The sequence below is a fragment of the Bradyrhizobium sp. CB1015 genome (assembly GCF_025200925.1).
Taxonomy (GTDB): Bacteria; Pseudomonadota; Alphaproteobacteria; order Rhizobiales; family Xanthobacteraceae; genus Bradyrhizobium.
Window position 1 is genome coordinate 955,567 of record NZ_CP104174.1, and the last position, 12,708, is coordinate 968,274.

The 12,708-nt window shown below is 65.2% G+C and carries 14 protein-coding genes and 1 tRNA gene; 5 read left to right on the top strand and 10 right to left on the bottom strand.

Going from position 1 to position 12,708, the window contains the following annotated elements; genetic code table 11:
- Positions 1 to 19: 19 nt before the first annotated feature.
- The 9 genes from dapD to rpmH form a co-directional block, all read right to left on the bottom strand.
- Positions 20 to 865, bottom strand: coding sequence for a 2,3,4,5-tetrahydropyridine-2,6-dicarboxylate N-succinyltransferase (gene dapD / locus N2604_RS04315; RefSeq protein ID WP_260373963.1), 846 nt, complete (start codon positions 863 to 865; stop codon positions 20 to 22).
- 488 nt (positions 866 to 1,353) lie between these two features.
- On the bottom strand, positions 1,354 to 2,043 hold the full coding sequence (locus tag N2604_RS04320) for a pyrimidine 5'-nucleotidase (protein WP_260373964.1): 690 nt from the start codon (positions 2,041 to 2,043) through the stop codon (positions 1,354 to 1,356).
- Positions 2,044 to 2,057: 14 nt separating this feature from the next.
- Positions 2,058 to 3,044 (bottom strand): DUF1036 domain-containing protein, encoded by a 987-nt coding sequence (locus tag N2604_RS04325; RefSeq protein ID WP_260376172.1) that lies wholly within the window; start codon positions 3,042 to 3,044, stop codon positions 2,058 to 2,060.
- 218 nt (positions 3,045 to 3,262) lie between these two features.
- The gene (gene argB, locus N2604_RS04330; protein ID WP_260373965.1) at positions 3,263 to 4,150 is read right to left on the bottom strand and encodes an acetylglutamate kinase; all 888 of its coding nucleotides are present in this window, start codon (positions 4,148 to 4,150) and stop codon (positions 3,263 to 3,265) included.
- A gap of 251 nt (positions 4,151 to 4,401) precedes the next feature.
- Positions 4,402 to 4,767 carry a DUF423 domain-containing protein gene (locus N2604_RS04335; protein ID WP_260376173.1) on the bottom strand — a complete coding sequence of 122 codons (366 nt, stop codon included), beginning with the start codon at positions 4,765 to 4,767 and terminating at the stop codon, positions 4,402 to 4,404.
- Complete coding sequence (gene yihA / locus N2604_RS04340) at positions 4,767 to 5,420, bottom strand: ribosome biogenesis GTP-binding protein YihA/YsxC (RefSeq protein ID WP_260376174.1); 654 nt, start codon at positions 5,418 to 5,420, stop codon at positions 4,767 to 4,769. The genes N2604_RS04335 and yihA overlap by 1 nt, the downstream gene beginning before the upstream one ends.
- Before the next feature lie 150 nt (positions 5,421 to 5,570).
- Positions 5,571 to 7,442 (bottom strand): membrane protein insertase YidC, encoded by a 1,872-nt coding sequence (gene yidC, locus N2604_RS04345; protein ID WP_260373966.1) that lies wholly within the window; start codon positions 7,440 to 7,442, stop codon positions 5,571 to 5,573.
- Positions 7,443 to 7,458: 16 nt separating this feature from the next.
- The gene (gene rnpA / locus N2604_RS04350) at positions 7,459 to 7,845 is read right to left on the bottom strand and encodes a ribonuclease P protein component (RefSeq protein WP_197953114.1); all 387 of its coding nucleotides are present in this window, start codon (positions 7,843 to 7,845) and stop codon (positions 7,459 to 7,461) included.
- 27 nt (positions 7,846 to 7,872) lie between these two features.
- Positions 7,873 to 8,007 (bottom strand): 50S ribosomal protein L34, encoded by a 135-nt coding sequence (gene rpmH, locus N2604_RS04355; protein ID WP_008542748.1) that lies wholly within the window; start codon positions 8,005 to 8,007, stop codon positions 7,873 to 7,875.
- Between the two features lie 349 nt (positions 8,008 to 8,356).
- Here rpmH and N2604_RS04360 point away from each other — a divergent pair, with 349 nt between their 5' ends.
- The 5 genes from N2604_RS04360 to N2604_RS04380 all read left to right on the top strand — a co-directional run bounded on the left by N2604_RS04360 (position 8,357) and on the right by N2604_RS04380 (position 12,182).
- Positions 8,357 to 9,856 (top strand): HAMP domain-containing sensor histidine kinase, encoded by a 1,500-nt coding sequence (locus tag N2604_RS04360; protein ID WP_260373967.1) that lies wholly within the window; start codon positions 8,357 to 8,359, stop codon positions 9,854 to 9,856.
- 260 nt (positions 9,857 to 10,116) lie between these two features.
- Positions 10,117 to 10,193 (top strand) — tRNA-Arg (locus N2604_RS04365).
- An 84-nt stretch (positions 10,194 to 10,277) separates the two neighbouring features.
- Positions 10,278 to 10,634, top strand: a complete 357-nt coding sequence (gene queD, locus N2604_RS04370) for a 6-carboxytetrahydropterin synthase QueD (protein WP_260373968.1) — start codon at positions 10,278 to 10,280, stop codon at positions 10,632 to 10,634.
- 145 nt (positions 10,635 to 10,779) lie between these two features.
- Positions 10,780 to 11,250, top strand: a complete 471-nt coding sequence (locus N2604_RS04375; RefSeq protein WP_260373969.1) for a GNAT family N-acetyltransferase — start codon at positions 10,780 to 10,782, stop codon at positions 11,248 to 11,250.
- Between the two features lie 35 nt (positions 11,251 to 11,285).
- Positions 11,286 to 12,182: a hypothetical protein gene (locus tag N2604_RS04380; RefSeq protein WP_260373970.1), complete on the top strand. Its 897-nt coding sequence runs from the start codon at positions 11,286 to 11,288 to the stop codon at positions 12,180 to 12,182.
- 33 nt (positions 12,183 to 12,215) lie between these two features.
- On the opposite strand, the gene N2604_RS04385 is transcribed toward N2604_RS04380, so the two are convergent.
- Complete coding sequence (locus tag N2604_RS04385; RefSeq protein WP_260373971.1) at positions 12,216 to 12,542, bottom strand: hypothetical protein; 327 nt, start codon at positions 12,540 to 12,542, stop codon at positions 12,216 to 12,218.
- Between the last annotated feature and the right edge of the window lie 166 nt (positions 12,543 to 12,708).

Sequence of the window (12,708 nt, forward strand, 5' to 3'; positions counted from 1 at the left end):
ATTCGCTACCCGCCTTGCATCAATCCCGCAGCAGCTCGTTGATGCTGGTCTTCGAGCGCGTGCGCTCGTCGACGCGCTTGACGATGACGGCGCAGGCGGTGCTCGGGCCGATCTGACCGTTCTTCATCGGCTTGCCCGGCAGCGCGCCGGGCACCACCACCGAATATTCCGGCACTTCGCCCATGAAGACCTCGCCGGTCTCGCGGTCGACGATCTTGGTCGAGGCACCCAAGAACACGCCCATCGCCAGCACCGCGCCCTTGCGCACGATCACGCCTTCGGCGACTTCCGAGCGCGCGCCGATGAAGCAATCATCCTCGATGATGACGGGCTCGGCCTGCAGCGGCTCGAGCACGCCGCCGATGCCGGCGCCGCCGGAGATGTGCACACGCTTGCCGATCTGCGCGCAGGAGCCGACGGTGGCCCAGGTGTCGACCATCGTGCTCTCATCGACATAGGCGCCGAGATTGACGAAGGACGGCATCAAGACGACGTTCTTGGCGATGAAGGCCGAGCGGCGCACCACCGCGCCCGGCACCGCGCGAAAGCCGGCATCGCGAAAGCGGTTCTCGCCCCAGCCTTCGAACTTCGAGGGCACCTTGTCCCACCAGGTCGCCTTGCCGGGACCGCCGGGAATGACGCCCATGTCGTTGAGGCGGAACGACAGCAGCACGGCCTTCTTCAGCCATTGATTGACTTTCCACTTGCCGTCAGCGCCGCGCTCGGCAACGCGGGCCTCGCCCTTGTCCAGGATCTCCAGCGACTGGTCCACGGCCTCGCGCACCTCGCCCTTGGTCGTGGTCGAGATGCCGTCACGCGCGTCGAAGGCGCTGTTGATGGTGGATTCGAGGGCTGCAAGGGACATCGTGATTTCCTCTGGGAAGCGCGTGGTTTCGCGAGAATTGGAGCGCTTTTTCGGGATTTGCAGGGGTGGAGTCAAGGCTCGACCGTAGCTCGCCGTTACCCTCCCCTGGAGGGGGAGGGTCGGCTCACATGAAGCGAAGCGCAATGTGAGACGGGGTGGGGTGACGGTCTATCAGCGTCGCACACTGCCAGACATCACCCCACCCCGCTCGCGCTGCGCGCGATCGACCCTCCCCCTCCAGGGCAGGGCTATCGCATTTGAGAGCTTTTCCCTGCAGCCATCCTTCGAGACGCCCGCTTTGGGCGGGCTCCTCAGGATGAGGGCGGAGTGCGCGGCAGCAGTTTCTACGAGCACTGACGCTGATTAGCCTCATCCTGAGGAGGCGCGTCAGCGCCGTCTCGAAGGACGAGGCGTGCGCGCAGGCCGACGTCACAAGTCATATGCGATAGCCCTGCCCTCCAGGGGAGGGTAAGATCCGGGCTGTGAACTTAGCGCGACAACCCCGCCAAAAACCCCGCCAGATCATCCGTGACGTGGTCGACATGGACCGCGTCCCGGCCTTCCAGCTCCCAATCCTCGCGCACCACCTCCTTGGTCCCGTCGGGCACCACCAGCACGGTGGTCATGCCGAGCCGGTGCGGGACGGTGAGGTTGCGGGCGAGGTCCTCGAACATCGCGGCGCGGGTCGGATCGACCGCATGCTCCTTTAGGAATTTCCGGTAGGTCTGCTCCGCCGGCTTCGGCTCGAACTCGGCGGCGATGATGTCGAACACGCCGTCGAAATGGCCCGCGAAGCCGAGCCGCGCCAGCACGGCATCGACATGGTCGACCGAGCCGTTGGTCAGGATCAGCTTGCGGCCCGGCAGCCTTGCGATGGCCGCACCGAGCGCCGGATTCGGCTCCAGCGGCGAGTGGTCGATCCTGTGGACATAGGCGAGATAGTCGTCGGCGGAGACGCCGTGCAGGGTCATCATGCCGCGCATCGTGGTGCCGAAGCGCCGGTAATAGTCCTTCTGGATCGCCCGCGCCTGCTCCGGGCCGACATTGAGCCAGTTGCAGACGAACTCCCCGATCCGCGCATCGACCTGCTGCCACAGATTGACGTGATGCGGATAGAGCGTGTTGTCGAGGTCGAACACCCAGGTGTCGACATGGCTGAAGCTGCGGGGTGGGCTCATCACAAGTCTCTCGCTCACGGCACGGCAAAGCGCAGCGTCTTGCCGCCGCTCGACATGTCCACGGCGCCGAAGCCCGTTGGCGCAAAGCCGCGCGCGCCGCAATCGGTCTGCTCGCTGGTCTCGAACTTGGTCTCGCGTGTGCAGAGCTGCCTGTCGCCGCCCCAGTTCAGCGGCTTGTCCTTCAGCTTCACGACGCGGTTGTCGGCGTCGACCGCTTCGGCGAAGCTGAAGATCTGCTTCGGCTGGCCGGTCACGTCGGGGTGCAGGCAGGTCTTGGGATCGATGCGATACCAGCCGCGGCTGGTCACCGCCTTGCCGTCGTCGGTCGCGATCGCCGCCATCACCTTGTGCGGCGTGTCGTTGCACCAGGTGAGGCCGGTCGCGGACGGCGTCTGCACCGCATCGACCATGGTCTTGAAGAAGTTTTGCGAGCCCACGATGTCGGATGACAAGCCCCGGCTCTTCAGGAATGCGGCCAGCGCGCTCTGCGTCTTCGGCCCGTCGACGCCATCGATCGGCGCGGCGTCGTAGCCGGCGATCACCAGGAGCCGCTGGATGCCGGCAAGGCGCGCCTGCTCGTCGTCATATTCGGAATCCTCGGCCAGATAAGCGACGAGGTTGCCGTCCGCGGCTTGCGTCGGCGTCACCTGCGTGAAGGGAACCTGCGTCTGGCCGCTGCGGCACTGCCGCGCCGCCGCGATGACGAAATTGTCCTGCGCGACGCACAGCATGTCGTTGCCGCTTTGCGGGATCGGGGACGCGCCGTAGACGCCGAGCGCGCGGGCGTTGAGCAGGATGCGGTCGGCGGTCAGCGTGCCCTGTACCACCACGCGGCAGGCGGCGGGATCGATCCTGAACCAGCCGCGCGTCGCGGTGGCCGCCTTGTCGTCGATGCCGATCGCGGCCTCGACCACATAGGACATGCGGTTGCAGATCTTGAGGTCGGCGATCGCCGGCGCGGAGGAGAAGAAGAAGGAGACGACGGCCGCCGGCAGCGTCATCAGGACGCGGGTGAGCGGGGAGCGGCGGTGCCGCCCCAGGCCCGTCATTCCGGGATGGTCCGAAGGACCAGACCCGGAATCTCGAGATTCCGGATTCGCCCTTCGGGCGCTCCGGGATGATTGGGTAAGACGAGACACGCGGACGGCGGGGTCATTTGAGCGAAGACGCGCTTCGCGCTCTTGCCCGGCCATGACGGCGTCTCTCGTCTTCTCGTCCTTCACTTGTGGATCAGCGTGCCCGTGCCCTGGTTGGTGAAGAGCTCGAGCAGCACCGCGTGCTGCATCTTGCCGTCGATGATGACCACGCCCTCGACGCCCTGCTCCAGCGCGTAGATGCAGGTCTCGACCTTCGGGATCATGCCGCCGGAGATGGTGCCGTCGGCGATCAGTTTTCGCGCGTCTTTCACCGACAATTGCGGGATCAGCTTCTTCGACTTGTCGAGCACGCCGGGCACGTCGGTGAGCAGCAGCAGGCGCTTGGCTTTCAGCGCGCCGGCCACGGCTCCTGCAAAGGTGTCGGCGTTGATGTTCAGCGTCTGGCCTTCCCTAGAGGTCGCGAGCGGGGCCAGCACCGGGATCAGCTCGTAGCCGATCAGCTGGTTGAGCAAAGTGAGGTCGACCTTCTCGGGGTCGCCGACGAAGCCGAGGTCGACCGCCTTCTCGATATGCGAGTCCGGATCGACGATGGTGCGCGTCGTCTTGGTCGCCTTCACCATGTTGCCGTCCTTGCCGGACAGGCCCACGGCCTTGCCGCCGGCCTCGTTGATGTAGCCGACGATCTGCTTGTTGACGGAGCCGGCGAGCACCATCTCGACGATCTCGATGGTCGCGGCATCGGTGATGCGCAGGCCCGCCGCGAATTCCGAGACGATGCCGAGGCGCTTGAGCATGGTCGCGATCTGCGGCCCGCCGCCATGCACCACCACCGGATTGATCGCGGTCTGCTCGAGGAGCACGATGTCGCGGGCAAAGTTCTTCGCGGTCTCCTCGTCGCCCATGGCATGGCCGCCATATTTGATGACGATGGTTTCCTCGTCATATTGCTGCATGTGCGGCAGCGCTTCGGACAGGATGCGGGCCTGGTCGAGCGGAGAGATGTCGGTCATGTCGCGGGTCTCGCTGGCGGGTCGGTCGGTTGCGCGTTCTATCCGATTGGCGGGGACAGCGCAAAGTGTGGTGTTCTCTCTTACCCTCCTTTGGAGGGGGAGGGTCGCTACGCATGCAGCGAAGCGAAATGCGTAGCGGGGTGGGGTGACAGTCTCTCCACAGAAGCAGTGCCCGTGTGGAGAGATCACCCCACCCCGCTCGCGCTACGCGCGATCGACCCTCCCCCTCCAGGGGAGGGTAAGAGGGAGCGTCACTTCCTTGCCGCCACCGCCGCCACACTCACCGCCACCCAGCCCAAAATCATCACCGTTCCGCCCGTCGGCGCCGCCATCGGAAACAGCGCATGCCCGGCATATTGCCGCAAGGTGAGGTCGGCTGCGAACAGCGCGGCACCGATCGCGAAGCCGAACGCCGCCACGAGTCCAATTCCGCCGTGCAGAAGGCCGCGCGTGAGCGAGGCGATCGTCGCGAGCATGGCCGTTGCATGAAACAGCAGCATGGCGCTGGCGGAGGCAAGACGGCCAGCGTCCGCGCCATGGGCGGAGGCGGCGGCCAGCGCGACGCCGGCGGCGCCCATCAAGCCGGCAAGCCCGATCAGCAGGCGGTGCGCCAGCATCACGAGGCGCGCTCTTCCACGAGCTTCGCCATCGCGGCGCGCAAGCTCTCCATGCCGGTCGAGCTGCGTGACGAGGTCGCGAGCACGGTCGGGAACGCGGCCGGGTGCTTGGCGAGCGCGGCCTCGGTCTCGGCGATGCGTGCTTGCAGCTCGGCGGCCTTCACCTGGTCGGCCTTGGTCAGCACGATCTGGTAGCTGACGGCGGAGCGATCGAGCGTCTTCAGAACCTCGAGATCGACGTCCTTGATTCCGTGCCGCGCGTCGATCAGCACGTAGACGCGCGCGAGGCTGGCGCGGCCCAGCAGGAATTTGTGGATCAGCTCGGTCCAGGACGCGACCTGACTCTTCGGCGCCTTGGCGTAGCCGTAGCCGGGCATGTCGACGAGGCGCAGGTCGTTCTTGCCGGGGACCTCGAAGAAGATCAGCTCCTGGGTGCGGCCCGGCGTATGCGAGGTGCGCGCCAGCGCATTGCGCCCCGTGAGCGCGTTGATCAGGCTCGACTTGCCGACATTGGAGCGCCCCGCAAAGGCGACCTCCAGCCCCGCCATCGGCGGCAGCGTTTCGATCGAAGGCGAAGCCCAGATGAACTGCCAATCCCGGGCGAACAGCTTGCGCCCGGCCTCGATCAGCTTCGCATCTTTGTCGTCGGTTATGTCGTTCATCCGACCGGTCTATCCTCTCGTCATGGCCGGGCTTGTCCCGGCCATCCACGCCTGCCGCGGCGGTACCCTCCAAAACGTGGATGCCCGGGACAAGCCCGGGCATGACGCTGTGGAGGCAGTTTGCCTGACATTACCGAAGACCTACGTCGCCTTCCTTGCGAACGTCGCCTTGAGATTGTCCAATAACTCCACCTTCACGCCGTTGCGACGCATGATGTAGCTCTGCTGGAGCACCGAGAGCAGGTTGTTCCAGGCCCAGTAGATCACGAGACCTGCCGGGAAGCCCGCCAGCATGAAGGTGAAGATCAGCGGCATCCAGTTGAAGATGATCTGCTGCGTCGGATCCGGCGGCGTCGGGTTCAGCTTCATCTGGAACCACATCGTGATGCCCATGATGATCGGCCAGATGCCGAGCGCGAGATATTGGCCGAACACCGGGATCGTGGTCGGATCGAACGGGATCAGCCCGAACAGATTGAACAGGTTGGTCGGATCCGGCGCGGAGAGGTCCTTGATCCAGCCGATGAACGGCGCGTGCCGCATCTCGATGGTGACGAACAGCACCTTGTAGAGCGAGAAGAACACCGGGATCTGGATCAGCACGGGAAGACAGCCGGCGACCGGATTGATCTTCTCCTTGCGGTAGATCTCCATCATCTCCTGCTGCTGCTTCACCTTGTCGTCGGGATAGCGCTCCTTGAGCGCCTGCAGCTGCGGCTGGATCGACTTCATCTTCGCCATCGAGGCGTAGGACTTGTTCGCCAGCGGGAAGAACAACAGCTTCACGATCACGGTGACGAGCAGGATCGACCAGCCGAAATTGCCGAAGAAGCGGTAGAAGAAGTCGAGGCCGAGGAACATCGGCTTGGTGATGAAGTAGAACCAGCCCCAGTCGATCAAAAGATCGAAATGGTTGAGGCCGAGCTCCTTGTTGTAGCCGCCGAGACCCGCAAACGGGAACACGCCGACCACGCCGGCTTCCTTGGCGCCGGCGAACAGCCGCGCGTTCGCGGTCCCGGTGCCGCCGATCGCGACGGTGACGGGATCGAGCAGATAGTCGGTCTGATAGGTGTGGAGATTGCCTGACGGGTTCGACGAGAAGCGCGCCTGCAGCTTGGCATTGGTGTCGGGCAGCAGCGCCGAGGCCCAGTACTTGTCGGTGATGCCGAGCCAGCCGTTGGTGACGTTGCTGAAGTTCACCTGCTTGGATTCGTCGACCTTCTTGTAGGCGTATTCCTGCAGGCCCTGGTCGCCGAGATAGCCGATCAGGCCTTCATGCAGGATGTAGTAACCGGAGACCTGCGGCGCGCCGTGGCGCGAGATCAGCGCGAACGGATAGAGCGTAACAGGCGCATTGCCGACATTGCTCACCTCGTCCTTGACGGTGAAGAGATAATGGTCGTCGACCGCGATGGTGCGGCGGAAGGTGAGGCCCTCGCCATTGTCCCACTTCAGCACCACCGGGCTCGTCGGCGTCAGGTTGCCGCTGCCCTCTTGCTGCCACACGGTGTTCTTGTCGGGCATCTTCGCCGTCACACCTGTCGCCGCCACCCAGCCGAATTCGGCGTAATAGGGCTCGGCGGTGCCCGACGGCGAATAGAGGATGATCGGCGGCGATTTCGGGTCGACGGTTTCGCGGAATTGTACCAGCGCGATATCGTCGATGCGGCCGCCCTTCAGCGAGATGCTGCCGGCGATCCGCGGCGTGTCGATCTTCACGCGCGGGCTCGCTGCAATGGCGGCCTCGCGGGGAACGACCGACTGGGGCTGGCTCGCGGCCGGCGTTGCCGGCTGGGCCACACCGCCCGGCTGCGGCGAGGCGCCCGGCGTCGCCGGCGCGCCGCCTGGCGTCGCCGAGGCGGTCGGCTGCGGCGTCGTCTTCTGGAGCTCGGCCTGCGCCTGCTGCTGGGCGCGCTGCTTCTCCATCTGCGGCACGTTGTAGAAATACTGCCAGGCGATCAGCACCAGGCCGGACAGAATGACGGCGAGGATGGTATTGCGATTGTCGGTCATCTCGATTGTCTCGTCATCAATCCGGTTTGCGGCTGGTCGCGGCGGCGTGACCCGGCCTGTGGCCGCGCGCTTTGGCCGTATGCCGCGCGGGCTTCGTGAACGCTATGCGCAGATCGTCGAGCATGGTGGCGAAGTCGCGCGAGAGCGCGTCCCTTCGTCCGACCAGGACATAATCGTGGTGAGGCTGCATCGATGTCGGATCGAGCCGCTTCACCAATTCGCGCAGCCGGCGCCGGATGCGATTGCGCTCGGGGGCGTTGCCGTTCTTTTTGGTGACGGTGAAGCCGATCCTGACAGGGCCGGAATCATCGCGGCGGCGGCTTTGCAGGACGAACGCGGGACTATTCACCCGCGCGCCATTGGCAACGGCGAGGAAATCCGCCCGCTGCCTCAGCCGATCCATGATGAAATCCCAAAAAGGGGGTCCGGCTCAGGCGCTCAGACGCTTGCGGCCGCGGGCGCGGCGGGCGGCGAGAACCTTGCGACCGCCGGCAGTGGCGAGACGGGCGCGGAAGCCGTGACGGCGCTTGCGCACCAGTTTGCTGGGTTGATAAGTCCGCTTCACGGGTTTTTCTCCGCTGACCGGGCAATTTGCCTGTAGAATTGATGGTAAAGTCCGGAAGATGCGGCCCAAAACGGGCCCTTTTCGGCCCCAAGAGAGCCGCTCCCGGTGTCGCACCGGGTCATCGCGGACAATTCGCGCGGCTTATAAGGGAGCGCCTTGTTTTCGTCAACGCCGCACAAGCGCGCGATTTTGGTGAATATCGCTGTTTGCGCGAGGTTTTTAACCCTTGAGGTGGCGACTCGCGCTATCAGCGCTTACATCCCACCTCGGCAGATTAGCGATCCGTAATTTGACCGGACATCGGTCGGGTCGCATGCTCCATCAGCCAAGGTCAACAGGGGCGAGTTTCGTGCCAGCCACAGATCGCCAGCCGATCCAGGATCTGGATCAGCCGGACCAGCCGGCGATGCGGCCCCGCGGCTCGCGCGGGCTCGGGCTGTCCGGCAAGCTGCTGCTGCTCACCGTGCCCCTGGTGATGATCGCCGCCAGCCTGCTTTACGTGCCCGCCATCGCCAATTTCTGGGTCAACCGGCTCAACGATCGCGTTGCGGCCGCCAACACCGCGGCGCTGGTGCTGGATGCGGCGCCGCTCGGCATGGTGCCCGATTCGCTGTCGCGCCAGATCCTGAAAAGCATCAATGCCCGTGCCGTCGCCATCAAGATGGGCCAGCAGCGCCGGCTGCTCGCCAGCGACAACATTCCCGCCGCCATCGAGCATGACATCGACCTGCGCGACGTGACCGCCTGGGAGGCGATCACCGGCTCGTTCCGGATGATGCTGGAAACCGGCAACCAGGCCATCCGCATCGTCGGCCCCGGGGTCGGCAATGCCCAGTTCATCGAGATCGTCACCGACGAGCTGCCGCTGCGGCAGCAGATGTACCGCTTCTCCCGCAACGTCGTCGTGGTCGCGCTGATCATTGCGGTGCTGACTGCCGGCCTCGTCTATCTCGCGCTCCATTATCTCTTTGTGCGGCCGATGCGGCGGCTGACCGCGAGCCTGGTCGGCTTCCACGAGAATCCCGAAAGCTCGGCGGGCATCATCGTGCCGAGCCAGCGCAGCGACGAGATCGGGGTGGCCGAGCGCGAATTGTCGGACATGCAGCGCGACCTGATGTCGATGCTGCATCAGAAGAGCCGGCTCGCCGCCCTCGGCCTTGCCGTCTCCAAGATCAACCACGATCTGCGCAATCTGCTCGCCTCGGCCCAGCTGCTGTCGGACCAGCTCGCCAGCGTGCCGGATCCACGCGTGCAGCGCTTTGCGCCCAAGCTCGTGCGCTCGCTGGAGCGCGCCATCGCCTTCTGCCAGTCGACATTGTCCTACGGCCGCGCCCAGGAGGCTGCGCCCGACCGCCGCATGATCCTGATCGAGCCTGTGGTGATGGAGGTGCGGGAGACCGCGGGGCTCGCTAGCGACGCCTCGATCGCCTGGGTCGCTGCGATCGAGCGCGGGCTCGCGGTCGATGCCGACCCCGACCAGCTGTTCCGCGTCTTGCTCAACCTCGTTCGCAACGCCGCCCAGGCGCTCGAAAGCCATGCGGCGGGTGAGGGGCGTGTGCAGCAGATTCGGATCACCGGAAAGCGCGAAGGCGCCGTCGCGATTCTCGAGGTCTCCGACACCGGCCCCGGTGTCCCCCCGAAGACCCGGGAGCGCCTGTTCGAGGCCTTCCAGACCTCGGGCCGCCCCGGCGGCAGCGGCCTTGGCCTCGCCATCGCCGCCGAGCTGGTCCGCGCCCATGGCGGCGAGATCCACCTGGTCGAAGGCACCATCGGCGCCACTTTCCGCATCGTCATCCCCGACCGTCCCGTGGAACTGCTCTCGATCCGCAACGAGCGGCAGAGGGCGTAGTCGGCCAGCGGCCGAGCCAGATGTCATTCCGGGGCTCGCGTAGCGAGAACCCGGAATCTCGAGGTTTTGCGCGAGATTCCGGGTTCGATGCTGGCGCATCGTCCCGGAATGACATTCAAACCGTCATCGCCCTGCAAAAATCTCCCCCTCCCGGACCTTGCCAACCGGGACAAGAGCGGTTAGTCAGAGCGCTCTTTCGCACCCCCTCCGGCTCCGCCGGGGGCTGCTTGCGGGCCCTGCCCGCGCTGTTTGCGAAACACGCGCCCGTAGCTCAGCTGGATAGAGCATCAGACTACGAATCTGAGGGTCGGACGTTCGAATCGTTCCGGGCGCGCCATTCTTCGCCGAAAGGTCAGGACAGGACAGCATCTGGTCGCCAGACCGGCCCGAGACCGGATGGCCATGCCGTGTGAGGAGCTGGATGAGGATATCGCAGGCGTTCAAGTTCGAAGCGGCGCATCGGCTGCCAAACGTGCCCGAGACTCATCGGTGCAGCCGGCTGCATGGTCATTCCTATCGGGTCGAGGTCCAGCTGGACGGGCCGGTCGACCCGCACACCGGCTTCGTCGCCGACTTCTTCGACATCGAAAAAAGCTTCGCCGACATCATGGCCGCGCTGGACCACCAATGCCTGAACGAGGTCGACGGCCTCGCCAACCCGACCGCCGAGAACATCGCGGTCTGGATCTGGGACCGGTTGAAGCCGAGCCTGCCGCAGCTGTGGGCGGTCCGCGTCTATGAAACGGCGGATTGCTGGGCCGAATATCAGGGGCGGTGACGACGGCCCTGAGCGACACGTGGCCTTTATGTCGCCGTCCTGATCGGACGAGATCCGCGTCCCCCAGCTCTCGTCCGCTGATTGCTATCAATCCAATTCTGCAGGCCCGATAGGGGTATGAGAGACTTCCGGAGTCCGACTTCATATGTTCGACGGCGACTTTTCCTTCAGAGCGGCTCACTGTGACGACGCTGCGACGGTCTTCAACATCACTCAGGCATCGATTCGCGGCCTTGCAGGGGGCTCCTATTCGCGGGCGCAACTGGAGAACTGGATGGGTGAGCGCACGCCGGCGTTTTATGAGGAACTCATCGCCAAGGGACGAATGACCATATGCCTGCGAAACGGCGTTGCGGTCGGATTTGTCGATGCCGAACCCGGCGAGGTAACCAGGCTGTTTGTTTTGCCCGAAACCGCCGGGTCTGGAATCGGCCGGCGTCTGCTCGAAATCGGGATCGCCCAGGCGCGGTTAGGCCACGACGGGCCGATAAAACTCGAAGCGACGATCAATGCGGAAGGCTTTTACCGAAAGTGCGGCTTCCGAAGTATAGGGAGAGGCCGTTTCTCTCACGGTCTTGGTGCCGAACCAATCGAGATCGTGCACATGGAGCTATAGATTCGATCTCCAACCCGCTTCGGAGCCGGGGCGCCATGGTGAAATTCAAGTTCTCCTGCCTCGCTCTATTCCTTGCCATCGCTGCCGCGCCGGTGCTTCCCGTGCGGGCGGCCGAAACCTGCCCGTTCATCAGCGCAAAGGAGCTCGCCCGCGCGATGCCGGCCCTGAAATGGTCGCTGATCTCAAATCAGGACGGCCGCGGCTGCATCTACCAGGCCGGGCGCGGCGACACGATGATGCTGAGCGTGTTTCGCAATCCCGACAAGGACCGCGCCAGGGAATTGTACGCGACCTTCGTCAAGACGCTCGGTGAGCGCATGCCGCTGAGCGCAGTGGCCGGGATCGGCGACGAAGGCCAGGGCGGGACGAGCGCCGCCGGCGCGGAGCGCCAGGAGGCCTCGGTCGTCGCTCTGTCCGGCGACTACATTCTGCAGATCAGCGTCTATCCGATCGGCCGGCGTGCCGACGATGCGCTGCTCGGACCGATCACCGAAGCCGCACGCATCGCCATCGCAAGCGTGAGCAAGAGCAGCGAGCGGTTCGGCAATTGCGAGTGGCTCACGGCCGCCGACGCCGACGGCTTTCTCGACAACAGCACGCTGACCGTGCAGCGGACCGGCGCGGGCAGCTGCATGATGTTCGATCGCGAGGCCAACACCATGACCGTCGCGGTGATCGCGATATCACGCGATACCGTCGTCGGCATGATGAAGCGCGCGGGCCCCTGCACGCACGTGGCGATCCCCGAGCTCGGCCGCGAAGCGTTCGGCGAGTATTCCTGCACCAAGGGCAACGGCAACGCCGTCACCATCTATGTCTGGAAGAACGGCCGGCAGGCGTCGATCCTGTTCGCGCCGGTCAAGCCGCATCCGGAGTCCGGCTCGGTCGAACGCCTGAAGGCGGTCGCCGCGCGGGTTTATGGAAAACTGTAAGGGGGCTGCGTGGCCGCCCTGCGGCTCCGGCCTTCACCGCAGGCCCTGCTCGTCGATCAGGATGCGGTGGATCTCGATGCGCTCCGGCAGCTTGGTCAGGAACTCTGCGTCGCGGGCGAGATGATGGACCTTGGTGGGCTCGCCCTTTGTGAAGGCGGTCATGGCCGCGATGTCCGCCCAGTAGGAGATGGTCGTGAACCACGTCTCCTCGTCGCGGTCCTCGCGCAATTGCTGCACACCGAGCGCGGTCTTGAGCAGCGGCGGGATGCCCTCCGCTTGCAGATAGGCCTGGTAGACGTCGGCGATGTCGCGGCGGGTACGGCCGCGCCAGATGCGGGCGATGGTCGGCTTGGTCGGCATGGCAGGTCTCCTTGCGAGCGGAACGCTGTCCCTCGCATTCTCGTTCCATGCGACGTCTCGGCGCCGCGGGTGACGGGACTTGTGCCGACAGAAGCTGGCGCCCTTCGCCGCCATGGATCTGATGCGCAGCGGCGCCTCGGGCCGGGTCCTCCTGAACATCAGCTGA

Bases quoted from the DNA above. Each gene is read 5' to 3' on its own strand.
- N2604_RS04335 (WP_260376173.1), bottom strand. From the start codon at position 4,767: ATGCTGGCGCACCGCCTGCTGATCGGGCTTGCCGGCTTGATGGGCGCC.
- N2604_RS04325 (WP_260376172.1), bottom strand. From the start codon at position 3,044: ATGACGCTGCCGGCGGCCGTCGTCTCCTTCTTCTTCTCCTCCGCGCCG.
- yidC (WP_260373966.1), bottom strand. From the start codon at position 7,442: ATGACCGACAATCGCAATACCATCCTCGCCGTCATTCTGTCCGGCCTG.
- N2604_RS04375 (WP_260373969.1), top strand. From the start codon at position 10,780: ATGTTCGACGGCGACTTTTCCTTCAGAGCGGCTCACTGTGACGACGCT.
- N2604_RS04385 (WP_260373971.1), bottom strand. From the start codon at position 12,542: ATGCCGACCAAGCCGACCATCGCCCGCATCTGGCGCGGCCGTACCCGC.
- rnpA (WP_197953114.1), bottom strand. From the start codon at position 7,845: ATGGATCGGCTGAGGCAGCGGGCGGATTTCCTCGCCGTTGCCAATGGC.
- N2604_RS04320 (WP_260373964.1), bottom strand. From the start codon at position 2,043: ATGAGCCCACCCCGCAGCTTCAGCCATGTCGACACCTGGGTGTTCGAC.
- argB (WP_260373965.1), bottom strand. From the start codon at position 4,150: ATGACCGACATCTCTCCGCTCGACCAGGCCCGCATCCTGTCCGAAGCG.
- N2604_RS04380 (WP_260373970.1), top strand. From the start codon at position 11,286: ATGGTGAAATTCAAGTTCTCCTGCCTCGCTCTATTCCTTGCCATCGCT.
- dapD (WP_260373963.1), bottom strand. From the start codon at position 865: ATGTCCCTTGCAGCCCTCGAATCCACCATCAACAGCGCCTTCGACGCG.
- queD (WP_260373968.1), top strand. From the start codon at position 10,278: ATGAGGATATCGCAGGCGTTCAAGTTCGAAGCGGCGCATCGGCTGCCA.